Source organism: Nocardia sp. NPDC057455 (assembly GCF_042802775.1).
In the GTDB taxonomy this organism is placed as follows: domain Bacteria; phylum Actinomycetota; class Actinomycetes; order Mycobacteriales; family Mycobacteriaceae; genus Nocardia.
In genome coordinates, this window is sequence record NZ_JBHVDM010000088.1 from 1 (window position 1) to 22,184 (window position 22,184).

The 22,184-nt window shown below is 68.3% G+C and carries 27 protein-coding genes; 21 read left to right on the forward strand and 6 right to left on the reverse strand.

Annotated features, from left to right (window positions below; all coding sequences use genetic code 11):
- The first annotated feature begins 8 nt into the window (after window positions 1-8).
- Window positions 9-1,244, forward strand: coding sequence for an Nramp family divalent metal transporter (locus tag ACFU5M_RS27370; protein ID WP_379053787.1), 1,236 nt, complete (start codon window positions 9-11; stop codon window positions 1,242-1,244).
- A 17-nt stretch (window positions 1,245-1,261) separates the two neighbouring features.
- Here ACFU5M_RS27370 and ACFU5M_RS27375 read toward each other — a convergent pair whose 3' ends face one another.
- Window positions 1,262-2,287 carry an SDR family oxidoreductase gene (locus ACFU5M_RS27375; RefSeq protein WP_379053757.1) on the reverse strand — a complete coding sequence of 342 codons (1,026 nt, stop codon included), beginning with the start codon at window positions 2,285-2,287 and terminating at the stop codon, window positions 1,262-1,264.
- Between the two features lie 48 nt (window positions 2,288-2,335).
- A complete protein-coding gene (locus ACFU5M_RS27380) occupies window positions 2,336-3,151 on the reverse strand; it encodes an enoyl-CoA hydratase-related protein (RefSeq protein ID WP_379053758.1) in 816 nt (271 codons plus the stop codon).
- A gap of 127 nt (window positions 3,152-3,278) precedes the next feature.
- Here ACFU5M_RS27380 and ACFU5M_RS27385 point away from each other — a divergent pair, with 127 nt between their 5' ends.
- Complete coding sequence (locus ACFU5M_RS27385) at window positions 3,279-4,517, forward strand: TetR/AcrR family transcriptional regulator (RefSeq protein WP_379053760.1); 1,239 nt, start codon at window positions 3,279-3,281, stop codon at window positions 4,515-4,517.
- Between the two features lie 9 nt (window positions 4,518-4,526).
- On the opposite strand, the gene ACFU5M_RS27390 is transcribed toward ACFU5M_RS27385, so the two are convergent.
- Entirely contained in the window at window positions 4,527-6,053 is a 1,527-nt protein-coding gene (locus ACFU5M_RS27390; protein WP_379053789.1) for an aldehyde dehydrogenase family protein, read from the reverse strand.
- 365 nt (window positions 6,054-6,418) lie between these two features.
- On the opposite strand from ACFU5M_RS27390, the gene ACFU5M_RS27395 reads away from it, so the two are divergent.
- From ACFU5M_RS27395 to ACFU5M_RS27405, 3 genes are read left to right on the forward strand one after another with little or no spacing between them, the layout of a single operon-like run.
- Window positions 6,419-7,402, forward strand: a complete 984-nt coding sequence (locus tag ACFU5M_RS27395; RefSeq protein ID WP_379053762.1) for an ATP-binding cassette domain-containing protein — start codon at window positions 6,419-6,421, stop codon at window positions 7,400-7,402.
- A complete protein-coding gene (locus ACFU5M_RS27400) occupies window positions 7,399-8,223 on the forward strand; it encodes an ABC transporter permease (protein WP_379053764.1) in 825 nt (274 codons plus the stop codon). Before ACFU5M_RS27395 ends, ACFU5M_RS27400 begins: the two co-directional genes overlap by 4 nt.
- Entirely contained in the window at window positions 8,220-9,098 is an 879-nt protein-coding gene (locus tag ACFU5M_RS27405) for an ABC transporter permease (RefSeq protein ID WP_379053766.1), read from the forward strand. Before ACFU5M_RS27400 ends, ACFU5M_RS27405 begins: the two co-directional genes overlap by 4 nt.
- Window positions 9,099-9,126: 28 nt before the next feature.
- Here ACFU5M_RS27405 and ACFU5M_RS27410 read toward each other — a convergent pair whose 3' ends face one another.
- Window positions 9,127-10,323: a lycopene cyclase family protein gene (locus tag ACFU5M_RS27410; RefSeq protein ID WP_379053768.1), complete on the reverse strand. Its 1,197-nt coding sequence runs from the start codon at window positions 10,321-10,323 to the stop codon at window positions 9,127-9,129.
- 386 nt (window positions 10,324-10,709) lie between these two features.
- Between ACFU5M_RS27410 and ACFU5M_RS27415 the strand changes: the two genes are divergently transcribed.
- From ACFU5M_RS27415 to ACFU5M_RS27425, 3 genes are read left to right on the forward strand one after another with little or no spacing between them, the layout of a single operon-like run.
- A complete protein-coding gene (locus ACFU5M_RS27415; protein WP_379053791.1) occupies window positions 10,710-11,561 on the forward strand; it encodes an alpha/beta hydrolase in 852 nt (283 codons plus the stop codon).
- Between the two features lie 11 nt (window positions 11,562-11,572).
- Window positions 11,573-12,508, forward strand: a complete 936-nt coding sequence (locus ACFU5M_RS27420; protein WP_379053769.1) for an esterase/lipase family protein — start codon at window positions 11,573-11,575, stop codon at window positions 12,506-12,508.
- Window positions 12,509-12,554: 46 nt separating this feature from the next.
- The gene (locus tag ACFU5M_RS27425; RefSeq protein ID WP_379053771.1) at window positions 12,555-13,205 is read left to right on the forward strand and encodes an ATP-binding cassette domain-containing protein; all 651 of its coding nucleotides are present in this window, start codon (window positions 12,555-12,557) and stop codon (window positions 13,203-13,205) included.
- Window positions 13,206-13,245: 40 nt separating this feature from the next.
- Here the strand turns inward: ACFU5M_RS27425 and ACFU5M_RS27430 are convergent, their stop codons facing one another.
- Entirely contained in the window at window positions 13,246-13,722 is a 477-nt protein-coding gene (locus ACFU5M_RS27430) for a hotdog fold domain-containing protein (RefSeq protein WP_379053772.1), read from the reverse strand.
- Window positions 13,723-14,228: 506 nt separating this feature from the next.
- On the opposite strand from ACFU5M_RS27430, the gene rpsJ reads away from it, so the two are divergent.
- The 12 genes from rpsJ (at window position 14,229) to ACFU5M_RS27490 (ending at window position 20,527) form a co-directional block, all read left to right on the forward strand.
- The gene (gene rpsJ, locus ACFU5M_RS27435) at window positions 14,229-14,534 is read left to right on the forward strand and encodes a 30S ribosomal protein S10 (RefSeq protein WP_003938093.1); all 306 of its coding nucleotides are present in this window, start codon (window positions 14,229-14,231) and stop codon (window positions 14,532-14,534) included.
- Window positions 14,535-14,548: 14 nt separating this feature from the next.
- Window positions 14,549-15,214 (forward strand): 50S ribosomal protein L3, encoded by a 666-nt coding sequence (rplC, locus tag ACFU5M_RS27440; protein ID WP_379053773.1) that lies wholly within the window; start codon window positions 14,549-14,551, stop codon window positions 15,212-15,214.
- The gene (gene rplD / locus ACFU5M_RS27445; RefSeq protein WP_357131278.1) at window positions 15,211-15,885 is read left to right on the forward strand and encodes a 50S ribosomal protein L4; all 675 of its coding nucleotides are present in this window, start codon (window positions 15,211-15,213) and stop codon (window positions 15,883-15,885) included. Before rplC ends, rplD begins: the two co-directional genes overlap by 4 nt.
- Entirely contained in the window at window positions 15,882-16,187 is a 306-nt protein-coding gene (gene rplW / locus ACFU5M_RS27450; protein WP_029923608.1) for a 50S ribosomal protein L23, read from the forward strand. The genes rplD and rplW overlap by 4 nt, the downstream gene beginning before the upstream one ends.
- Window positions 16,188-16,220: 33 nt before the next feature.
- The gene (gene rplB, locus ACFU5M_RS27455) at window positions 16,221-17,057 is read left to right on the forward strand and encodes a 50S ribosomal protein L2 (protein WP_040864840.1); all 837 of its coding nucleotides are present in this window, start codon (window positions 16,221-16,223) and stop codon (window positions 17,055-17,057) included.
- A 15-nt stretch (window positions 17,058-17,072) separates the two neighbouring features.
- The gene (gene rpsS, locus ACFU5M_RS27460) at window positions 17,073-17,354 is read left to right on the forward strand and encodes a 30S ribosomal protein S19 (protein WP_039795442.1); all 282 of its coding nucleotides are present in this window, start codon (window positions 17,073-17,075) and stop codon (window positions 17,352-17,354) included.
- Window positions 17,351-17,755, forward strand: a complete 405-nt coding sequence (rplV, locus tag ACFU5M_RS27465; RefSeq protein ID WP_063021257.1) for a 50S ribosomal protein L22 — start codon at window positions 17,351-17,353, stop codon at window positions 17,753-17,755. The genes rpsS and rplV overlap by 4 nt, the downstream gene beginning before the upstream one ends.
- Window positions 17,756-18,553: a 30S ribosomal protein S3 gene (rpsC, locus tag ACFU5M_RS27470; protein ID WP_379053776.1), complete on the forward strand. Its 798-nt coding sequence runs from the start codon at window positions 17,756-17,758 to the stop codon at window positions 18,551-18,553.
- 3 nt (window positions 18,554-18,556) lie between these two features.
- The gene (gene rplP, locus ACFU5M_RS27475; protein ID WP_040864842.1) at window positions 18,557-18,973 is read left to right on the forward strand and encodes a 50S ribosomal protein L16; all 417 of its coding nucleotides are present in this window, start codon (window positions 18,557-18,559) and stop codon (window positions 18,971-18,973) included.
- Window positions 18,973-19,212 carry a 50S ribosomal protein L29 gene (gene rpmC, locus ACFU5M_RS27480; RefSeq protein WP_040864843.1) on the forward strand — a complete coding sequence of 80 codons (240 nt, stop codon included), beginning with the start codon at window positions 18,973-18,975 and terminating at the stop codon, window positions 19,210-19,212. Before rplP ends, rpmC begins: the two co-directional genes overlap by 1 nt.
- Complete coding sequence (gene rpsQ, locus ACFU5M_RS27485) at window positions 19,209-19,481, forward strand: 30S ribosomal protein S17 (protein WP_379053778.1); 273 nt, start codon at window positions 19,209-19,211, stop codon at window positions 19,479-19,481. The genes rpmC and rpsQ overlap by 4 nt, the downstream gene beginning before the upstream one ends.
- A 224-nt stretch (window positions 19,482-19,705) precedes the next feature.
- Complete coding sequence (locus ACFU5M_RS27490) at window positions 19,706-20,527, forward strand: phosphatase (protein ID WP_379053779.1); 822 nt, start codon at window positions 19,706-19,708, stop codon at window positions 20,525-20,527.
- 2 nt (window positions 20,528-20,529) lie between these two features.
- Here ACFU5M_RS27490 and ACFU5M_RS27495 read toward each other — a convergent pair whose 3' ends face one another.
- Window positions 20,530-21,447, reverse strand: a complete 918-nt coding sequence (locus ACFU5M_RS27495; protein ID WP_379053781.1) for an NAD-dependent epimerase/dehydratase family protein — start codon at window positions 21,445-21,447, stop codon at window positions 20,530-20,532.
- Window positions 21,448-21,625: 178 nt separating this feature from the next.
- On the opposite strand from ACFU5M_RS27495, the gene ACFU5M_RS27500 reads away from it, so the two are divergent.
- Window positions 21,626-22,069, forward strand: a complete 444-nt coding sequence (locus tag ACFU5M_RS27500) for an NUDIX domain-containing protein (RefSeq protein ID WP_379053792.1) — start codon at window positions 21,626-21,628, stop codon at window positions 22,067-22,069.
- The last annotated feature ends 115 nt before the right edge of the window (window positions 22,070-22,184 follow it).

Below are 22,184 nucleotides of genomic sequence, written 5' to 3' on the forward strand. Positions count from 1 at the left end.
GTATAACACTGGCCGAGTCGACCAGGTCGGTCACCGGGCGGGCACGTGCCGTGACGGTCCTGCTGGGGCCTGCCTTCGTCGCGGCCATCGCGTACGTCGATCCCGGCAACGTCGCCTCGAATATCAGTGCGGGCGCGCAGTTCGGCTACCTGCTGGTCTGGGTCATCGTCCTGGCGAACGTGATGGCGGGGCTGGTCCAGTTCCTGTCGGCCAAGCTCGGGTTGGTGACCGGGTGGTCGCTGCCGGAAGCGGTACGCGAGAAGGCGAGCGGCCCGGTCCGGCTGGCGTACTGGGGCCAGGCCGAGACGGTGGCGATGGCCACCGACCTGGCCGAAGTGGTCGGCGGCGCGATCGCGCTGCATTTGCTGTTCGGCCTGCCCCTGCTGGCCGGCGGCGTGATCACCGGCGCCGTGTCGATGGGCCTGCTGCTGGTGCAGGACCGGCGCGGTCAGCAACCGTTCGAGCGGGTGATCACCGGGATGCTCGCGATCATCGCGATCGGATTCCTGGCCAACGTGGTGATTTCGCCGCCGTCGGTCGCGGGCACGGTGGGCGGTCTGGTGCCGCGCTTCCAGGGCACCGAGAGCGTCCTGCTCGCCGCGGCCATGATCGGTGCGACGGTCATGCCGCACGCGGTCTACCTGCATTCCGGCCTGGCCCGAGACCGGCACGGGCATCCGGCGGCGGGGCCGCTGCGCACCAGGTTGCTGCGGGTCACCAAGATCGACGTCGGGCTGGCCATGGTCCTGGCGGGCACGGTGAACCTGGCCATGCTGTTGATGGCGGCGGGCACCCTGCGCGGCAGGGACGTGGAGACCATCGAGGACGCGCACGCCGCCGTCGGCGACGTCCTCGGACCGGCCGCCGCGCTGCTGATCGCGATCGGCCTGCTCGCCTCCGGCCTGGCCTCCACCTCGGTCGGCGCCTACGCGGGCGCGATGATCATGCAGGGACTGTTACGCAAGCGGATTCCGCTGCTCATGCGCAGGCTGATCACGTTGATTCCGGCCATCGCGGTCCTGGCGACGGGGATCGACCCGACGCGCGCGCTGATCATCTCCCAGGTGGTGCTGTCGTTCGGCATACCTTTCGCGCTGATTCCGCTGGTGCGCTTCACGAGTGACCGCGCGTTGATGGGCGAGGACGTCAACCATCGCATGACCACCGGGCTGGCCTGGGCGGTCGCCGCGATCATCTCCGTTCTGAACGCCGCCCTGATCTATCTCACCGTCACCGGGCGGTAGCCCGCCCGGTGCGCCGATCACACCCAGTTCTCGATCCAGTACTTCCAGATCCGCGGTGCGTAGGCGTCCAACGGCGGCACCCGGATGTCGGTGCCCGCCAGCGCCGCGCTGGTGTGCCTACAGTCGAACCAGCAGGTGAATTCGCTGTGCTCCAGGACGTCCAGCGGCACGCCGACGCGGGGCAGCAGCCAGTTCGCGCCGGGGACGCGCAGCATCACCTCCAGGGTGCGCTTGGGCATCACCTCGACCAGGTGCGGCGCGCCGGCTTCGTCGGCGAACAGGTTCAGCGCGTCGACCGCGCTCTGCCTGCGCGGATCCACCAAGTGGTAGGTGGTCTTGTCCGAGCCCGGGCGGTGGGCGATGTGATCGAGGGCGCGGGCGACGAAATCGACCGGAACCATGTTGGTCTCGCCCAGTTCGGGCACCAGCACCGGCAGCAGCCGGGGCAGCTGCGCGGCCATGCGCAGCAGGCGGAAGAAGTAGTACGGGCCGTCGATCCGGTCGATCTCGCCGGTCCTGGAATGTCCGATCACGATCGAGGGCCGGTAGATGCGCCAGCGCAGCGACGACTCGCGCACGATTCGCTCGGCCTCGAACCTCGCTCGTTGCGCCGGTGTGGTCAGTACCTGGCCGTGATCGAACATGTCCTCGGTGAACAGGCCCTCGCTGGACCCGGCCACCTCGACGGTCGAGACGTGGTGCACCAGATCGGCCCGCAGTTCCTCGGCGACGTCGACCAGGTGCCTGGTCCCGCCGCCGCGCTCGCTCAGGTCGTAGCCCGCGGCCAGGTGGAAGACGTGCTCGATGGCGCCGCGATGCCGGGCCAGCCAGGTCGGGTCGATACCCAGCCCCGGGGCGCCCAGATCACCGCGCACCGGACGGACGCGGTCGCCGCCCGCCCATTCCTGTGCACAGCAGGCGAACCGGTCGGCCGAGGCGTCGCCCGGTCGTACCAGTACATGGATGTCACCCTCGCGTTTCAGTAGCTCGGGGATGAGGAACCGACCGATGAACCCAGTTGCCCCGGTAACCAGGTAAGTCATAGCCGATGAACATAGTCCCTTGCCGGGCGGTACGTTCCGGCGGGCCGATCAGTCGGCGAAGACCGGCTTGCGCTTGGTGAGCATCGCGGTGGCGCCCTCCATGAAATCGGGGGAGCGCAGCAGCTCGGTCTGCCCGGCCTTCTCGGCGGCCAGGGCCGCGTCCAGCGCGGCCAGCGTGGCCTGGTTCAGCGCCTGCTTGGTGAGTTCCAGGGCGCGGCGCGGACCGGTGGCGATCTTCTCGACCCCGGCCTCGACCGCGGCATCGAGTTCTTCGCCGGGAACGACCGCGGTGAACAACCCGGCGGTCGCGGCTTCCCGGGCGGGCAGCCGCTCGCCGAGCAGTGCCATCCGCGCCGCCAGCGGGCGGCCCGCCGCCGCGGCGACCAGTGCGGCCGCCCCGCCGTCGGGCATCAGGCCGATGTTGATGAATGCCAGGAGCAGATAGGAGTCCTCGCTCGCGTAGACCAGGTCGGCGGCCAGCGCGATGCCGACGCCGACACCCGCCGCGGCGCCCCGGATCCGCGTGATCACCGGCACCGGCGCGTCGACGATGGCGCGCACCAGCCGGTTCGCCGCGTCCATGACCATGTCCGAGGTGATGCCCCGTTGCGCCTCGTCGGCGCTCGCCGACAGATCGGCGCCGGTGCAGAAATCGCCGCCTTCGCCGGTGAGTACGATCGCTCGCACCGCGCGGTCCTCGGCCGCCGCGCGGAAGGTGTCTCCGAGCGCGACCATGGTGTCGTAATCGATGGCGTTCTTCCGCTTCGGGTTGGTGATCGTGACCCGGAGCACCTTGCCGTCCTGGACCGCCGTGAACTTCGCGGCGGCGGGGGCGGCCGGGGCCGCGGAATCGTTGTTGCTCATGTTCGCTCCTAAGCTGCAATTCGGCGGACGCCCGGCCGTGAATAGTGGTTAACTTTGCGAATTGTGGTTAACTTAGGTTCCAGTGTCGGGCGCTGTCAACCAGCGCCGCCGGAGAACGGAGAGGTGCATGGTCGCGGATCGCAGCGAGGTCGACCTCGCTCCCGCGCGGCCCGAACCGGGCAGGAGGGCGGGCGCCGAGGGCGCGCCGTCGGTGCGTCGGCGTCCGAAGGACCGCAAGGTCCAGATCATCCGGGCGGCGGCGCGCGCGTTCAGTGAACGCGGGTACTACCCGGTGGGCGTGGACGAGATCGCCGCGGAGGTCGGCATCTCCGGTCCCGCTCTCTACCGGCATTTCACGAACAAGTACGCGCTATTGGTCGCGGCCGCCGAGGAGGGCGCGCGTCACCTGCTGACCGTCGCGGAGGCGGCCGACGACATCCGGCTGGACCCGCAGCGGCGCGCGGACGCGCTGATCCGCGCGATCAGCGAGCACACCGTCGAGATCCGCCGCGAGGCCGGGCTCTACCGCTGGGAACGGCGCTATCTCGAGCGCGACGACCGGATCCGGATCAAAAAGATCTACGACGACCTGAACAACACCCTCGCGGCGCCGATAGCGCTGCTGCGCCCTGAGGCCCCGCCCGCGGACGTGGCCATGCTGGCGGCGGGCGTGCTCAGCGCGATCGCCAGCATCGCCGCGCACCGCACCGCGCTGTCGAGCGCTCGGCTGCTTCCGCTGCTGCACCAGATGTCCTGGGCCATCCTGCGCACCGAACTGCCCGCCGCGCCGGTCGAACCGGATCCCGGCCAGCCCGTGCGCGGTATCCCGGTGACCTCCAAGCGGGAACAGCTGCTCACCGAGGCCATCCGGATATTCGGCAGACAGGGTTACCACGAGGCGAGCATCGAGGAGATCGGCGCCGCCGTCGGCATCAACGCCTCCAGCGTGTACCGGTACTTCCCGAGCAAGGCCGACTTGCTCGCCGCGGCGTTCCACCGCACCGGCGACCGGCTGGCCATCGCGATCACCGAGGCACTGGCCGAGGCGACCAGCCGAGCCGATGCCGCTCGGCGTGTGGCCGACCGCTACGCCAAGTTGAGTTTCGCCATGCCGGAGATCATGGCGGTCTACTACGCCGAGTTCGGCAACCTGCCGCAATCCGAGCAGCACAAGCTGCGCGCCATTCAGCGGCAGAACGTGCTCGAGTGGGCCAACCTGCTGGACGGCGACTCCGTGGAGGCGCGCTTCCGGGTGCACGCCGCCATCAGTCAGGTGATCGATGTGGGCAGGCTGATCCGATTCGATTCTCGCTCCGCGCAATTGGCCCGGGTCACCGCGCTGATGGACGCGGTGTTGCTCGACTAGCCGTCCTCGTCAGGGACGGCGGCCGTGCCGGATCCGGAAGATCGTCCTTGCCACGCGGAGGTGGCGCGGGTGCCGATCGAACGTGGACAGGTTCACCGGCGCCTGGTACCGCTTGCGGGTGATGGCCAGGGTCCGGCTGAACTCTCGCAGGCCCTGGTCGCCGTGGCTGTGGCCTTGGCCGTATTCGCCCACTCCGCCGAAGGGCAGGGCGGGAATGCCCGCGTAGGCGGTCGAGGAGTTGATGGTCACCACTCCGACGCGCAGTTGCTCGGCGAACGCCTCGATCTCGTGCACATCCCTGGTGAACACCGACACCGCGACATCGGTGCCGACCGTGTTGATCCGCTCGGCGGCGTCGTCCATGCTCGCCACCTTGTTCACGATGAGCACCGGGCCGATGCCCTCGCCCGTGATCGCGATGCTCTCCTCCGGTACCTCGGCCAGCACGATCGGCTCTATGTAGGGGTCGCGGATCGAGTCCAGCCCGCCGACCACCGCGCGGCCACCGCGGGCCACCGCGTCGCGCACCTGCCTGCGCACCACGTCGACCTGCGACTCCATGATCATCGGACCGTAGGACGCCTTCCGGTCCGCGCCCGGCCGCAGCTTGCGGGCCTGCTCCACGACCAGGTCGAGGAAGCGGTCGTAGACCGATTGGGCGACGTAGGCCCGCTGGATGCCGGTGGCGTTCTGCCCGGCGTTGGCCATCGCACCGAACACGGCGGCCTCGGCGGCGTCGTCCAGCTTGGCGTCGACGTGCACGACCATGCTGCCTTTGCCGCTGCGCTCCACCACGACCGGCGTCATGGTCTGTGCGCACACCGAGATCACCTCGCGCGCGTCCGTCTCCGAACCGGCGTAGGCGATCTTGTCGACCTTCGCCCGGCACAGCGCCGCGCCGGTGGCCTTGTCCCCGGTGACCACTTGCAGTACCGGTTGGTTCGGCGCGAGCCGGGACCAGCTGTCGGCCAGCCACACGCCGACGCCGGTGGTCAGCTCATGCGGCTTGAACACCACGGCGTTGCCCGCCGCCATCGCGTAGGCGATCGAGCCCATCGGGGTGAACACCGGGTTGTTCCACGGGCCGAGCACGCCGACGACACCCAGCGGTAGATAGCCGACCGAGGCCCGCTGGTTGCGGGTGAGCCAGCTGGAACCGATGCGCCGGCGGTCGAGCGCGCGACCGGCGTTGCGCGCGGCCCAGTCCAAATTCTCCACCGCGAGCATGACCTCGATCGCGGCGTCCGCTTCCGGCTTTCCGGTTTCCTCGCACAGCAGGGCGACCAATTCGCCGGAGCGCCGGGCTATCTCGCGTTTCCAGTCCAGCAACCACCGCTTGCGGCTGCTGAAACCCAGCTCGGTCCACCACTTTTCGGCAGAGCGGGCCGCGCGCACCGCGCGATTCAGTTCGGCCGCGCCCATCACGGCGTAGTTGCCCACGACCTCGCCGGTGCGCGGGTCATAGGACGTCAGCACGTTCGTTCGGCCCGTTCCTCCCGGACGCGCCGCCAATCGTGGCTGCGCGGACTCGGCCATGATCACCTCTCGCAGTGTCGAAAACCGGCGTGCGGACCACTGAACGGGCCCGCAGCCGCGGACGAGTGAGTGTTTTCCCCCGCAAAGCAGACTATGGGCTGGCGCAGCGGGCCGACAAGGCTCGGCCGCGGGCTCGTGGCCGCACCGGATCGCGCTCACCAGCGTCGATTCCTTGCGCGGCCGACGGGCAGCGAGAAATGTGAGTAACGACACAATGGGTGCACGCTGCTGCGGGTACCGTGCGCGACGCGAAAGCCCGCGCGATCGGGCCGGTAACATCACGCCGAGCGCGACGGATCACCAATCCGAGCGTGCGCCTGCGCTCGGGCGACCTGGTCGCCGCACCGGCCGATAGTGGAGAGTTGATGCCGAGTTCCAACCAAGCAGATTCACATGCGGGCGACCCAGCGGTCCGGGTAGCGGACATCCGCAAGTCGTTCGGCGATGTGCATGCACTGCAAGGCGTCAGCTTCGTCGCCGAACGCGCCTCCGTCCTCGGCATCCTCGGGCCCAACGGCGCGGGCAAGACGACCATGGTGAAGGTGCTCTCCACCCTGCTGCGCCCCGACTCCGGCAGCGCCGTCGTCGCGGGGTACGACGTGCTGAAGGATCCGGCGGGCGTGCGCCGCTCGATCATGATGACCGGTCAGTACGCGGCGCTGGACGAGAACCTCTCCGGCCGGGAGAACCTCGAGCTGTTCGGCAGGCTGATGGGTCTGGGCAAGGCCGCGGCCCGCAAGCGTGCCGACACCTTGCTGGAGGAGTTCGACCTGGTGAGCGCGGGCCGCCGTGCCGTGCGCCACTACTCGGGCGGCATGCGCCGCCGCGTCGACATCGCCTGCGGCCTGGTGGTGCGCCCCGAAGTGGTGTTCCTGGACGAACCGACCACCGGCCTCGATCCGCGCAGCAGGCAGGGCGTGTGGGATCTGGTGACCGCGCTGAAGACGCAGGGCATCACGGTGCTGCTGACCACGCAGTACCTGGAGGAGGCCGACGTACTCAGCGACAACATCATCGTGATCGACAAGGGCACGGTCATCGCCGAGGGCACCGCCGACGAACTCAAGGAGAAGACCGGCGGCAGCTACTGCGAAGTCGTCCCGCTGGATCCGAAGAAGCTGCGCACCGCCGCGTACGCGCTGGGCGACCTGGTGCCCTCCGCGGTGCTGGCCGACCTGAACGGCGGCGACCGCCTGTCCATCCCGGCGCCGGAGGGCGCCGCCACGTTGACCGAGGCGCTGCGCAGGCTCGACAGCGCCGGTGTCGACCTGGCCGACATCGCGCTGCGCCGCCCCTCGCTCGACGACGTGTTCCTGTCCATCACCGGTCACTCGGGCGGGCACGCGTGACCGCTGCGACGGCCCCGGAGCCCACCCTTGCCGAGGCGACGTTGTTCGCCGAGTTCCCCGCGGCGCGGGTGTCGTCGTTCGCGCAGTGGCGCGCGCTGACCGGCCGGATCGTCCGCACCATGGCGACCAAGGGCGAGCTGATCGTGGCGATGGTCACGCCGCTGATCTTCACCCTCGGTTTCTACCTGCCGCTGCGCTATGTGATGAAGATCCAGGGCGTCGACTACGCCCAGTACGTCATGCCGATCATCGTGTTGCAGACCATGGCCTTCACCATGATGTCGAACGCGCAGCTGGCCGCGTTCGAGGCGATGACCGGCTTGAGCACCCGCCTGCAGACCATGCCGATCGGGACGCTGGTGCCGTTCACCTCGCGCATCTGCGCCGGGCTGGTCCGGTCGGTCACCTCGCTCACCGCGGCGGTGCTGTTCGGTCACCTGATCGGTTTCCGCTTCGTCGCGGGCGTCGGCCAGGCCGTGCTGTTCTGCGCGTTCTCCCTCGCGGTCGGCACGGTGCTCGCGATCGGCGCCGACGGGCTCGGCAGCCTGACCAAGAGTCCGGAGTCGCTGAGTCAGGCGCTGACCCTGCCGACGCTGATCTTCGGCATGCTCTCCTGCGGGTTCGTGCCGGAACGCAACTTCCCGGAGTGGATTCGCCCATTCGTACGCAATCAGCCGATCTCCCAGTTCTCCTTCGCCCTGCGCGACATGGCGGCCGATGGCGTGACCTGGCAGGTGCTGTGGGTTCCGCTGGTGTGGTTGATCGGGCTGGCCGCGGCGTTCATCCCGTTGGCTATCTGGGCGAGTGTGAGGCGGTCATGAGTTCGGTGGAATCGACCGTGGAGCGCACCGTCGACCGGGCCGACGAGGCCGAGGTCCGTGCGACCGAACCCCTGCCCGTCGTCCGGGCACGACCGGAGGGGTCGCTGGTCACCTGGGTGGCGCAGAGCCTGATCCAGTGCAAGAGGTTGCTGCTGGTCTGGGCGCGTGATCCGGCGACGACGATCCAGACGCTGGTGTACCCCGCGCTGACCTTGGTGATGTTCTACATCGTGCTGAACAAGCCCGTCTCCGGAGCCACCGGCATGCCCGCCGTGTACGGCACGGTTCCGCTGTTGACCTTGGTCGCGGCGATGTCCGGTGCGGTGGTCAGCGCTCTGGGCTTCAAGAGCGAGAAGATGACCGGGCTGCTCGGCCGGTTCTGGACGATGCCGGTGCACCGCGCGGCCGGATTCACCGGACGGCTGCTCGCCGAGGCGATCCGCGTCCTGGTGACCACGGTGTTCGTCGTGGCGGTCGGTCTGCTGCTCGGCTTCCGGTTCGAGCAGGGGCCGGTCGCGGCGCTGGCGCTGATCGGCATCCCGGTGCTGTTCGGCGTCGCGTTCGCCGTTCTGGTCACCGCGCTGGCCACGGTGTCCGAGGGTGTGATGCTGGTGAACATCATCGGCATGATCAGCACGCTGCTGATGTTCTTCAACTCGGGTTTCGTCCCGATCTTCGCCTACCCGGTCTGGTTGCAGGATGTGGTGGCGAATCAGCCGATGAGTTGCGCGATCGACGCGATGCGTGGGTTGTCCTACGGAGGTGCGGTCGCCGAGCCGCTGCTCCAGACGCTGGCCTGGACGATCGGCATGATCGTGGTCTTCGCCTACCCCGCTGTCCGGGGTTACCGGCGGGCCGCCGAGACGGGCCCCTAGCCGGCTGTGTCGTCGCCCGCCGGCCCCGTCACAGGGTCCGGCGTTCGGCCGATTCCCGCGGTTCGGCGAAGTCGAAATCCAGCCAGCGGTCCCGATTGGTCCAGCCGACCAGGTCGTAGCGCCAGCGGAACGGCCAGGTGTGCGCGACCGTGCCGAACAGCACCGCGCCCAAGGCGGTGTAGTCGTCGTGCGCCGACAGCAGGGCGCGCTGACCGCGCGGGGTGGCGCTGAAGAACGCGTCGAACATGGCGACGGACTGTTCGGTGGTGAGCCGGCCGAGGCCGTAGAGGCCGCGCGTTCGCATCCAGTACACCAGTCGCGCGCGCGTCGGCCACAGCGCGGCGATCGGGTCGCGGCCCTGGCCCAGCGCGGTGATCGCGGTGTCGACCAGCGCCAGTGAGTCGGCGACGCTGTACCCCGTGCACGGGTGCATCATGCCGCCGCGCGAACCGAACGGGATCGCGCGCGCCGCCCCTCTTCGTGGCGGCGGCTGGTCCAGCGGATAGTGCGCCGCCTCGCTCGGCTCGGCGCCGGTGAGCCGGATACCGTGCGCGGCGAGGCGGTGGAGCGTGCGTTTGCGCAGTTCGTGCTGCGGCATGCCGCCTCGCAGGCCGAGGCTGGTCTCCTCGAAGATCACCGTCCCGTCGCCGAGCGGCACCGCGTAGAGGAACGACGGCGGCTCCTGTGGCCCCGCCCCGTTCTCCGGCCGCCAGTCCAGCAGCAGGCCCGAGTCTTCGCCGATCATCGGCGCGGCCGTCTCGGCGTCGACGAAGATGCCGTGCGCGCTCGCGGCCCGGCGACGGCCGAGTGAGGGCAGCCCACGGGTGTCGAAGACCGCGCTCGCCCGGTGCACTGTGCCATCTGCGAGTTCGACTTCGTGCGCGTCCACCCGGGTGGCACGGCCCGCGACGACGGTGGCGTCGTCGAGCGGCAGCGCCGCGCGCAGGCCGGGCTTGGACAGCACGCAGTAGGGCCGGTCGATGCGGTGTTCGGTCTTCGTCCAGACCGTGGGCGCCGGAATGGTGATCGCGATCACGGTGGACGGCAGCCACTCCGGCAGCTCGTCGACCCAGCAGGAGAACGTGGGCGGCCACAGCCGATCGGGACGGGGGTCGATCGCGGTCACCGACAGTCCGGCGCGCATGGCGCGGTGCGCGAGCGCCCGCCCGGTGGGACCGAGCCCGACCACGCACACATCGACTTCCCGGCCCGCGCTGACATTCATAGGGGCATTCAATCCGCTCGGCCGACGCGAGCGCAACTATTCGTGGCGTGCGAGCCCAAAGAATTCGGGTCTCGCTTTTTCTTGATCGGATCGAATCGAATCGGCGGAAATTGTGTTTTCGCGCGTGCCCCCAGAATCGGTGGCCCAGCAAGTTCAGTCGTGAATCGGGTGGAGACGCACCATAGCCTGGGCTCGGAACGCGAGGCGTTCCGGGATTCGGGATAAGGGGAGTCATGAGAGGAAGCCACCTCCGCCGGCTGGTGTTGTCGGCGGTAGTTGTCGGCGCCGTCGCCTCGGCAATGGTTTCGGTGCACGCCCAAGCGGCGCCCGCGAAGTCTTCTATCGTTTCCGTGCGGGAGCACGATGCGCGGAGCCTGACCTTGACGGTGCATTCCGCTGCCATGGATCTCGATATTCCGGTGGAAGTGCAGCGCGCCGCGGACACGAGCGTTCCCCGGCCGGTGCTGTATCTGCTGCTCGGCGCGGCCGGTGGCATCGACGGCTCCACCTGGGCCACGAAGACCGATGCGATGCAATTCCTCGCGGACAAGAACGTGCACGCGGTCACGCCGATCGGCGGCATGTTCAGCTATTACGCGGACTGGCAGAAGGACGACGCCAGGCTTGGGCGCCAGAAGTGGAAGACCTTCCTGAGCAGTGAACTGCCACCGCTGATCGACTCGTATCTCGGGACCAGCGGGCGCAATGCCCTCGCGGGATTCTCGATGTCGGGGACCACGACTCTCGCGCTCGCCGCGACCACGGGTGACCTGTTCTCCAGTGTGGCCGCCTACAGCGGTTGCGCGCAGACCAGCGATCCGATCGGCCACGAGTTCGTCCGGTTGACCGTGGAGGAATGGGGCCTGGCGGAACTGGACAACATGTGGGGGCCCGCGGGCGACCGGCAATGGGCGGCCAACGATCCTTACGTGCAGGCGGAGGGGTTGCGCGGAAAAACCATCTACATCGCAAGCGGAAATGGCATGCCCGGTGTCTACGACCAGTACGGCGGAAAATACTCGCTGAACGGACCGTGGGGTTTCGCCAATCAACTCGTGGTCGGCGGCGTCATCGAGGCGGCCACCAATTATTGCTCGCACAACATGAAAGACCGGCTGGACAGCCTGGGCATCCCCGCGCGCTACAACTTCCGCCCGGAAGGCACCCATTCCTGGGGCTATTGGGAGGACGCGCTGAAGGACTCGTGGCCGACCCTCGCCGCTCCATTGGGAATCTGATCGGGAAAAAGATGCCTATTCGATCCCGGGCCGCGCGCGTCGTCGGCCTGCTTCTGGTCGCGGCCTGCGCGGCACTGCCGCACGCGCCGGGCGCGGCCGCCGCGCCCGAGACACCGGCGCTGGAGGGCGCCAACGATCGGTCCTGCCGGCCCACCGGGGCGCGGCCCGAGCCGGTGGTGCTCGTGCACGGCTCGGGTACCGATATCGGCCGCAGTTTTCCCCTGCTCGCGCCCGCCATCCGGGCCGAGGGGCATTGCGTGTTCGCCGCGAATCTCGGTGCGGCGCCGGGTGTGGTCGACGCGGTCAGCGGGCAGACCGGGTCCAGTTCGACCGGCATCGGGCCGATCGGCGCGGCATTGCTCGGGCGCGAGGTCTACGGCGTGGCCGACATCGATCGGATGGCGGGTGAACTCGCCGATGTCGTGCGGTCGGTGCGGGAGACGACGGGTGCGAGCCGGGTGGCGCTGGTCGGCCACTCCACCGGCGGCACCGTGATCCGGCAGTACCTGCGCGCTCGCGGCGCGGACGCGGTGTCCCGAGTCGTGACGCTCGGCACCCCGTACCGCGGCACGACCTGGGACGGGTTGCGCGCGGGCTATCCGGACCTGGCCGCGCTCGGCCTGGGCAACGCGCAGATCGCGGCCCAGGTCTTCGGAACTCCGGGGCAGCAGCAGGTGGTCGGGTCACCGCTGCTGAACCGGCTGAACGCGGGAGGCGAGACCGTGCCCGGTCCGCGGTACACGGCCATCGCCTCCCGCGCCGACCGAGTGATCACACCGCAGGAGACCGCCCTGCTCGCCGCACCCGCCGCCGCCGACCGCAACGTCTGGCTGCAGGACGGATGCCCCGGCAACACCGCCGACCACAGCGGCATGCTGGAAGACCCGCGGGCCGCCGCCGCCGTGCTCTCCGCGCTCGCCGGAGACCAGCGAGCGCTGCCCTGCTGATCCGACCCGCGCCGGACGAAATCGGTTACGAAGATGGAGAAGCTCGGTGGGTCTCGGCATCACATGTAGCGGCCTGCGCCGCGAATTCGCTGGAGTCGCCGTGGTCGACGACGTGACGTTCCGCGCCCCCGCGGGTCGGGTCACCGGGGTGGTCGGGCCGAACGGCGCGGGAAAGACGACGCTGTTGTCGATGCTCGCCGGTCGATTGCGGCCGCACCGAGGGCATTTGCGCGTGGAGGACGCCGATCCGACCGTCGAACCCTGGGTGGTCCGATCCAAGGTCGGCTGGGTCCCCGACGTGTACGAGGGCGCCGAGACCTGGTCGATCGAGCAGGTGGTGGAGTATTCGGCGAAAATCGCCGGCCACACCGGAGACGCGGCCGGCGAACTCGTCGGTCGGGCATTGCATCTCGCGCGTTTGACGGATTCGTCTTCGACGCCCGTTCTCCGTCTCTCCCGCAGCGAGAAGAAGTGGCTGGGTCTGGCCAGGGCGCTGGCCGCCGATACGGCCGCACTCGTGCTGGACAACCCGATGGCCGACTTGGACGCCGAGGGTCGCCGCTATCTGTCCGGGATACTGCGAGCCCTGGCTCAGCAGGGTATGACGATCGTCGTTTCGGCCTGTGCCGAAGACGACCTCGCCGGATGCGCGGAGGAGATACTGCGCATCGAGCACGGTCGGGTCGTCGCCGCGTGAAGGCTCGATCCCGGCGCATCCGATCCCGCGCGAGCCGCGACTATTTGGGTGTAACCCAGGTGGTGATGTCCGCGTGTACTACCTCCAGGCCGTGCTGGTCGTAGATCGAGACCGGCACCACCACCTCGCAGCCGTCGGTGATGCTCGCGAAATCCGGGAGCTCCGGCAGCTTCGCCACGGCACGCAGCCCGGTCTCGGCTTTGGCCAGGTACCGCACGTTCATCGCCTTGGGAATCCACCGGTGCGTCGCGGGCACCGTCGCCTCGCTGAGCATGCCCATCGCGACCTCGGCCAGATTGCACGCGGCGATGGCGTGAAACGTGCCCAGATGATTGTGGATACCGAACCACTTCGGCGAGGTCACTTCGCACAGCCCCGGTTCGAGCCGGACCACGTTCGGCAACACGGTGCCGAAGTACGGCACCCGAGCCACCATCCCCAGCGAGAACAGGGCGTGCCCCAGCCGGTTGTCGGGCAGCTTCTTCCAGCCGCGATAGGTCGCGGTCTCTTTCGCCATGCGAGTATCTTACTCAAAAGTAAGTTTCTCGACACCCCACCGATTTGAAGTGACTCCCGGGGGTCGTGCATACTGTTCGGGTTGCCCTGCACCGGGCCATGTCTGTTTCCCTGTGAAACGGGTGGTCGGGCGGGGCGAGCAGTACCCATCGTGTACCTCGCCGGGTTTCCGGCGTGGGTACGTCCGGGACAGTGTTCCAGGTCTGAGACGCAGTGCGATCCGAGGCCGAGGAATGAGCGGAAGGGCGACACGCCCGACCGCGTGGACCGGAGAACCATGACAGATGAACAGCGGCGAGGATCGGGCATGCCCGGTCGTGAGTCTCCACTGTGTCGGATCTAGCCCGACCGGGGCCCTGCGTGGTTACGCAGACCGCCTCCTCCGGGCCTGATCCACTCGGGCTGGGACGTCTTCGTGTGTTCGGGCTGTGCAAATGAGGGTGGTCCAGAGGGCTGGTATAGCCGGCTTCCGGACCACGAAGGAAAGCGGAGAAAAGGACACTTAGCGTGGCGGGACAAAAGATCCGCATCAGGCTCAAGGCCTATGACCACGAGGCGATCGACGCATCGGCGCGCAAGATCGTGGAGACGGTGACCCGCACCGGGGCACGCGTCGTCGGCCCGGTGCCGTTGCCGACCGAGAAGAACGTGTACTGCGTCATCCGTTCGCCGCACAAGTACAAGGACTCGCGCGAGCACTTCGAGATGCGTACGCACAAGCGCCTCATCGACATCCTCGACCCGACGCCGAAGACGGTGGACGCGCTCATGCGCATCGACCTGCCGGCCAGCGTCGACGTCAACATTCAGTGACGGGGACTCGAGACATGACTGACAACAAGAACAGGCCGGCCGCCGGCATCCTGGGCACCAAGCTCGGCATGACCCAGGTCTTCGACGACAAGAACCGCGTCGTTCCCGTGACCGTCATCAAGGCCGGGCCGAACGTCGTCACCCAGATCCGCACCGTGGAGCGCGACGGCTACAGCGCCGTCCAGGTCGCTTTCGGCGCCATCGACCCGCGCAAGGTGAACAAGCCGGTCTCCGGCCAGTTCACCAAGGCGGGCGTCACCCCGCGCCGCCACGTCGTCGAGATCCGCGTCGCGGACGCCTCCACCTTCGAGGTCGGCCAGGAGATCAACGCCGACGTGTTCGAAGAGGGCGCCTACGTCGACGTCACCGGCACCAGCAAGGGCAAGGGCTTCGCGGGCACCATGAAGCGCCACGGCTTCCGTGGTCAGGGTGCCTCGCACGGTGCGCAGGCCGTGCACCGCCGTCCGGGTTCGATCGGTGGCTGCGCCACCCCCGGCCGCGTGTTCAAGGGCATGCGCATGTCGGGCCGGATGGGTAACGACCGGGTCACCACGCAGAACCTGTCGGTGCACAAGGTGGATGCCGAGAACGGCCTGCTGCTGATCAAGGGAGCGATCCCGGGTCGCAAGGGCGGCGTCGTGATCGTCAAGAGCGCCGTGAAGGGTGGTGCGCACGCATGACCAGCCTCGAGAAGAAGGCCAACCTGACGCTGCCGGTCAAAGAGATCGGCGGCAAGACCAACGGCACCGTCGACCTCCCCGCGGAGATCTTCGACGTGACCGCCAACATCGCGCTGATGCACCAGGTCGTCGTGGCCCAGCAGGCCGCGGCCCGCCAGGGCACGCACGCGACCAAGACGCGTGGCCAGGTCTCCGGCGGCGGCAAGAAGCCGTACCGGCAGAAGGGCACCGGCCGCGCCCGCCAGGGCTCGACCCGCGCGCCGCAGTTCGCCGGTGGTGGCACCGTGCACGGCCCGCAGCCGCGCGACTACACCCAGCGCCTGCCCAAGAAGATGAAGGCCGCCGCCCTGCGTGGCGCCCTGTCCGACCGGGCTCGCAACGAGCGCATCCACGTGATCACCGAACTGGTGGCCGGTCAGACCCCGTCCACCAAGACCGCCAAGAGCTTCCTGGCCGAGTTGTCGGACCGTAAGAAGTTCCTGGTCGTGGTGGGCCGCGAGGACGTCGCCGCGTGGAAGAGCCTGGCGAACCTGCAGAACGTGCACCCGATCGCTCCCGATCAGCTCAACACCTACGACGTCCTCAACAGTGACGACGTGGTGTTCAGCGTCGAGGCGCTCAACGCGTTCGTGCACGGCCCGGCCGAGGCTGCACAGGAGGAGAGCAAGTGACCACCATCGCCGACCCCCGCGACATTCTGCTGGCGCCGGTCATCTCCGAGAAGTCCTACGGACTGATCGAGGAAGGCACCTACACCTTCCTGGTGCACCCGGACTCGAACAAGACGCAGATCAAGATCGCCGTGGAGAAGGTCTTCGGTGTGAAGGTGACCAGCGTCAACACCGCCAACCGTCAGGGCAAGCGCAAGCGGACCCGCTTCGGTTACGGCAAGCGCAAGAGCACCAAGCGCGCGCTCGTGACCATCTCGGCCGACAGCAAGCCCATCGAGATCTTCGGAGGCCCGGTCGCGTAAGCGCTCGGGAATCCAGAAAGTAGAGAAGAACTCATGGCAATCCGTAAGTACAAGCCGACAACGCCGGGCCGTCGTGGCGCCAGCGTCTCGGACTTCGCCGAGATCACCCGGTCGACCCCGGAGAAGTCGCTGCTGCGCCCGCTGTCCAAGTCCGGCGGCCGCAACGCCCACGGCCGGATCACCACCCGGCACCGCGGTGGCGGGCACAAGCGGGCCTACCGTCTGATCGACTTCCGTCGCCTGGACAAGGACGGCATCCCGGCCAAGGTCGCGCACATCGAGTACGACCCGAACCGCACCGCGAACATCGCGCTGCTGCACTTCGTGGACGGCGAGAAGCGCTACATCATCGCCCCCAAGGGCGTGACGCAGGGCACCCGCATCGAGTCCGGCCCGACGGCCGACATCAAGCCGGGCAACAACCTGCCGCTGCGCAACATCCCGACCGGTACCACCATCCACGCGGTGGAGCTGCGTCCGGGCGGCGGCGCCAAGCTGGCCCGCTCGGCCGGCATGAGCATCCAGCTGCTGGGTAAGGAAGGCCCCTACGCCACGCTGCGTATGCCCTCCGGTGAGATCCGCCGCGTCGACGTGCGCTGCCGCGCCACCGTCGGCGAGGTCGGCAACGCCGAGCAGTCGAACATCAACTGGGGTAAGGCCGGCCGTATGCGCTGGAAGGGTCGCCGCCCCACGGTCCGTGGTGTCGTCATGAACCCGGTCGACCACCCGCATGGTGGTGGTGAGGGCAAGACCTCCGGTGGTCGCCACCCGGTCTCGCCGTGGGGTCAGCCGGAAGGCCGCACCCGCAAGCCCAACCGTCCGAGCGACAAGCTCATCGTCCGCCGTCGCAAGACCGGCAAGAAGCGCTGAAGGAGGAGGTAAGAAATGCCACGCAGCCTCAAGAAAGGCCCGTTCGTCGACGACCACCTCCTCGCGAAGGTGGACGTGCAGAACGAGAAGGGCACCAAGCAGGTCATCAAGACCTGGTCGCGTCGTTCGACCATCATCCCCGATTTCATCGGGCACACGTTCGCGGTGCACGACGGCCGCAAGCACGTGCCGGTGTTCGTCTCGGACAACATGGTCGGGCACAAGCTCGGTGAGTTCGCGCCGACCAGGACGTTCAAGAGCCACGTCAAGGAAGACCGGAAGAGCAAGCGGCGATGACGACGACTGAGACTCAGAACCCGACTGCGCGCGCGACCGCCAAGCACGTTCGCGTCACCCCGATGAAGGCACGCCGTGTCGTGGACCTGGTCCGCGGCAAGCGCGTCGAAGACGCCCTCGCCCTGCTGAAGTTCGCGCCCCAGGCCGCGAGCGAGCCGGTCGCCAAGGTCGTCGCCAGTGCCGCGGCGAACGCCGAGAACAACCTCGGCCTCAACCCGGCCACGCTGGTCATCTCGACCGCCTACGTCGACGAGGGTACGACCCTGAAGCGGTTCCAGCCGCGTGCCCAGGGCCGTGCGTTCCGCATCCGCAAGCGCACCAGCCACATCACCATCGAGGTCGAGAGCATCCCCACCGCCGGTGGAGCCACTCGTAACCGCCGGAAGGGAGGGGCAAAGTAAATGGGACAGAAGATCAATCCCCACGGCTTCCGCCTCGGTATCACCACCGACTGGAAGTCGCGCTGGTACGCGGACAAGCAGTACGCGGACTACGTGAAGGAAGACGTCGCGATCCGCAAGCTCCTCGGCACCGGCATGGAGCGGGCAGGCATCTCCAAGGTCGAGATCGAGCGCACCCGTGATCGCGTGCGGGTGGACATCCACACCGCGCGTCCCGGCATCGTGATCGGCCGCCGCGGCGCCGAGGCCGACCGCATCCGCGCCGAGCTGGAGAAGCTCACCGGCAAGCAGGTGCAGCTGAACATCCTCGAGGTGAAGAACCCCGAGTCGGATGCGCAGCTGGTCGCCCAGGCCGTCGCGGAGCAGCTGTCCAACCGTGTGGCGTTCCGTCGCGCGATGCGCAAGGCCATCCAGTCGGCCATGCGTTCGCCGAACGTCAAGGGCATCCGTGTGCAGTGCTCGGGCCGCCTCGGTGGCGCCGAGATGTCGCGCTCGGAGTTCTACCGCGAGGGTCGGGTGCCGCTGCACACGCTGCGCGCCGACATCGACTACGGCCTCTACGAGGCCAAGACCACCTTCGGTCGCATCGGCGTGAAGGTCTGGATCTACAAGGGCGACATCGTCGGTGGCAAGCGTGAGCTGGCCGCCGCTGCCGCCGCGCCCGAGCGTCCGCGCCGGGAGCGGCCGAGCCGCCCGCGTCGGTCCGGTTCCGCCGGCACCACGGCGACCAGCACCGAGGCCGGGCGCGCCGCCACCGCGGTGGCCGACGCTCCGGCAGAGAAGACACAGGAGGGCTGACGCATGCTGATGCCTCGTAAGGTGAAGCACCGCAAGCAGCATCACCCGGGCCGTTCCGGCATGGCCAAGGGCGGCACCTCGGTGGCGTTCGGCGAGTTCGGCATCCAGGCGCTGGAGCCGGCGTACGTCACCAACCGGCAGATCGAGTCGGCGCGTATCGCGATGACTCGCCACATCCGCCGTGGTGGCAAGATCTGGATCAACATCTACCCGGATCGCCCGCTGACCAAGAAGCCCGCCGAGACCCGCATGGGTTCGGGTAAGGGTTCGCCGGAGTGGTGGGTCGCGAACGTCAAGCCCGGTCGCGTGATGTTCGAGATGAGCTACCCGAATGAGGAGACTGCTCGTGAGGCCCTGCGCCGCGCGATGCACAAGCTCCCGATGAAGTGCAGGATCGTGACCAGGGAGGAGCAGTTCTGATGGCTACCGGAACACCGGCCGCAGAGCTCCGCGAGCTCACCGAAGAAGAGTTGGTGGCCAAGCTGCGCGACTCCAAGGAAGAGCTGTTCAACCTGCGCTTCCAGATGGCGACGGGTCAGCTGGACAACAACCGTCGTCTGCGCGTCGTTCGTCACGAAATCGCGCGCATCTACACGGTCATGCGTGAGCGCGAGCTCGGTCTGGCCACCGGACCCGCTGGCAAGGGAGATGCCGCATGAGCGACAAAGAAGTAGGACAGCGCGGCACTCGCAAGGTGCGTGTCGGTTACGTTGTCTCCGACAAGATGAACAAGACGATCGTCGTCGAGCTGGAAGACCGTAACCGGCACAAGCTCTACGGCAAGATCATTCGCACGACCTCGAAGGTCAAGGCGCACGACGAGAACGAGATCGCCGGCGTCGGCGACCGCGTTCAGCTGATGGAGACCCGTCCGCTGTCGGCCACCAAGCGCTGGCGTCTGGTCGAGGTCCTGGAGAAGGCCAAGTAAGCCTTTCCACGGCGTGAAACCCGAAGGCCCGCTTCCCGTTCCGGGGGGCGGGCCTTCGCCGTGTCCGGGCGCGTGGCGAATCTCGCGGAATAGCGATGGAGTACACCTCGATGGGTACTGTCGTGGGTGTGTTGCGTGGAGCGATCGAGCGCGCCGCCGACGGGCTCTCGGCCTGACCGATACGGCGATCGATGGCACCGACGGCCGATGTGGAGGTGTTAGCGGTGGGGTATGGAACTCGGTCCGGCCGGCCCGATGACCGGATGCTGCTGCGGGAGCATCTGCTGAGGACGCGGATCGCAGGGGACGTCGCGACGCCACGGGAGGGGAATCTCTCCAATTATCGCAAGATGGTCGACAAGGATCCGGGGTACCAGTTCGGTCTGACGCTGAAGGATTGGACGTTCGCCGAAACCCTGGAGATGATGGCGCGTCTGTGCGGGGTCGACCCTGATCCACGTCATCGGCGAGGCCCCGACACCATCGACGCCGACCTCACCCTGGACGCGCTCGACGCGATGGGGGCGCGGATCGGGCAGGCGGCCCGCCGTCAGGAAACCGTGCTCCTGGCGACCGGGCACCCCCATACGCTCTTGGGCGTCTATCGAGCCGTCGGGGATGCGTTGCGTGCGGCGGGTTGCGTCGTCCTCGCCCCCGCCGCCGGGTGGTCCTATCGAGCCGCGACCCGTTTCGGACCGCAGAATCGCGAAATCGTCTACACCTCCGGCGTGGCCGCGCTCGGCGCCGACGGCAGGCTGGAACACACGCACGACCCGCACCCGATGCGCGCGATCCTGCGGGAGTTGCGCGATGCCGAGCACAACCGCTGGCCCGACCTGGTCGTCGCCGACCACGGGTGGGCCGGTGCGGCGGGGGAGGCGGGCATCGAGACCGTCGGATTCGCCGACAGCAACGATCCCGCGCTGTTCGCCGGGCACGCCGAGGGCAAGGTCGCCGTGACGGTTCCCCTCGACGACGGCGTCCACCCCGACCACTATGAGCCGCTGATCACTTACTTGCTCGACCGGGCGGGTCTGGGCCGGTGACGTCAGCGCGACTTCCGCCGCTCGTCGTCGCGCGCCACCTGCGACATGTCGCGGACTATGCTCTCGAGGTCGGAATGTCTTGGAAACCAGCCTAATTCGGACGCCGCCTTGGCGGGATCGCTGATCAATGCGGCCGGTTCGGGCGCCGGTGGCCGATGGATCAGCTGGATCCGACGGCCGGTCCGGCGCTCGACGGCGGCGACGACTTCGAGGATGCTGCTGCCTCGACCGCTGCCGACGATGTACCGCCCGAACTCACCCGGCGGCGTCCTCTCGAGGCACGCGACGAAAGCGGCTGCGGCATCGTCGATGTGCAGGTAGTCGCGTACCGCGCTGCCGTCGCCGTTCACCTCCAGAGCCGAACCGTTCAACGCGGCGGCGAACGTTCGGGGGATCAGGCGTGTGGGGTCGGGGTCGGCGCCGCTTGCCACGTTCATCAAGCGCAGTACGGTAGCCGATAAGCGACCGGTGCCCGCGTATGCGTGGATCGCCCACTCCGCCGCCAGTTTGCTCGCGGCATACGGGTGCGGGGGTGCGTCGGGCAGACTCTCCGTCATCGGCTGACGCACCGGCGTCCCGTATATCGAGCCGGTCGAGGCGAAGACGATCCGCGATACTCCGGCGGCGGACATGGCTTCCAGCAAGGCGACGGTACCGCCCGTATTGACGCGAAAGTACCGGAGCGGTTCGGCCGCCGACTCGCGCGCGCGAGTAAGCCCGGCAAGATGGCACACCGCCTCCACACCGTCCAGCGCCTCGCGCAGCGCGGCATCATCCAGCAGGTCGGCGACCCTCGCCGCCGCGTGCGAGGGCGAAACGCTCTCGCGAACCATTGCGATCGGCTCGTGCCCGGCTCTGCCCAGCAGGTTGACGACCGCCTGGCCGAGATAACCGTTCGCTCCTGTGACGAGAACGCGCACCACACGATCTTGTCATCGAGTAGAAGTAGTTGATGTTCATCCGCTCGGTCGCTACTGCGCGTTCCGGATATTGCCGGGCGATTGCTCCACTACCTGGATGTGCCGGATGTTCGGCGGCACCGGGACCGCCTTCGCGCGACGAAGTCCTGACCGCGGGTCGCGGTAGCCGGCGGGCGTGATGGAGGTCGGGCGAGCGCGGTCGGCTGCGGGGGCTTTGTTCGTTCGCGGCGATGAAGTCCTGCTCGTGCACAAGACGTACGGCAATGGGTGGGATCTGCCGGGTGGGTATGTGGAGCCGGGGGAGGCGCCGACGGCGGCCTGTCGGCGGGAGATCGGCGAGGAACTCGGGATCGACCGGGTCGCTCACCGGCTGCTGGTGCACGACTGGGCGCCGAATCCTGGTGAGGGTGACAAGGTCCTGTACGTCTTCGAGTGCGGTGAACTCGGCGACGAGCGCGCCATTCGAGTGCAGGAGTCGGAAATCGATGGCTGGCGGTGGGTGGCGATCGACGACGTCGCCGACGTCGTGATCCCGCGTCTGGCCCGGCGTGTGCGGCAGGCACATCTGGCGCACGGCGATGGCCGGCCTCGCTACCTCGAACACGGCCGTCCGCTCGGGTAAGTCGATCAGCCGCGTCGCGGCCTCGGCGCGCCGGTGGATCAGCACTTGCGCTATACGTATACATCTACTTATAGTGGGACAGCGGCCCGGCCTTTCTGGAAACATGGATTGCGCA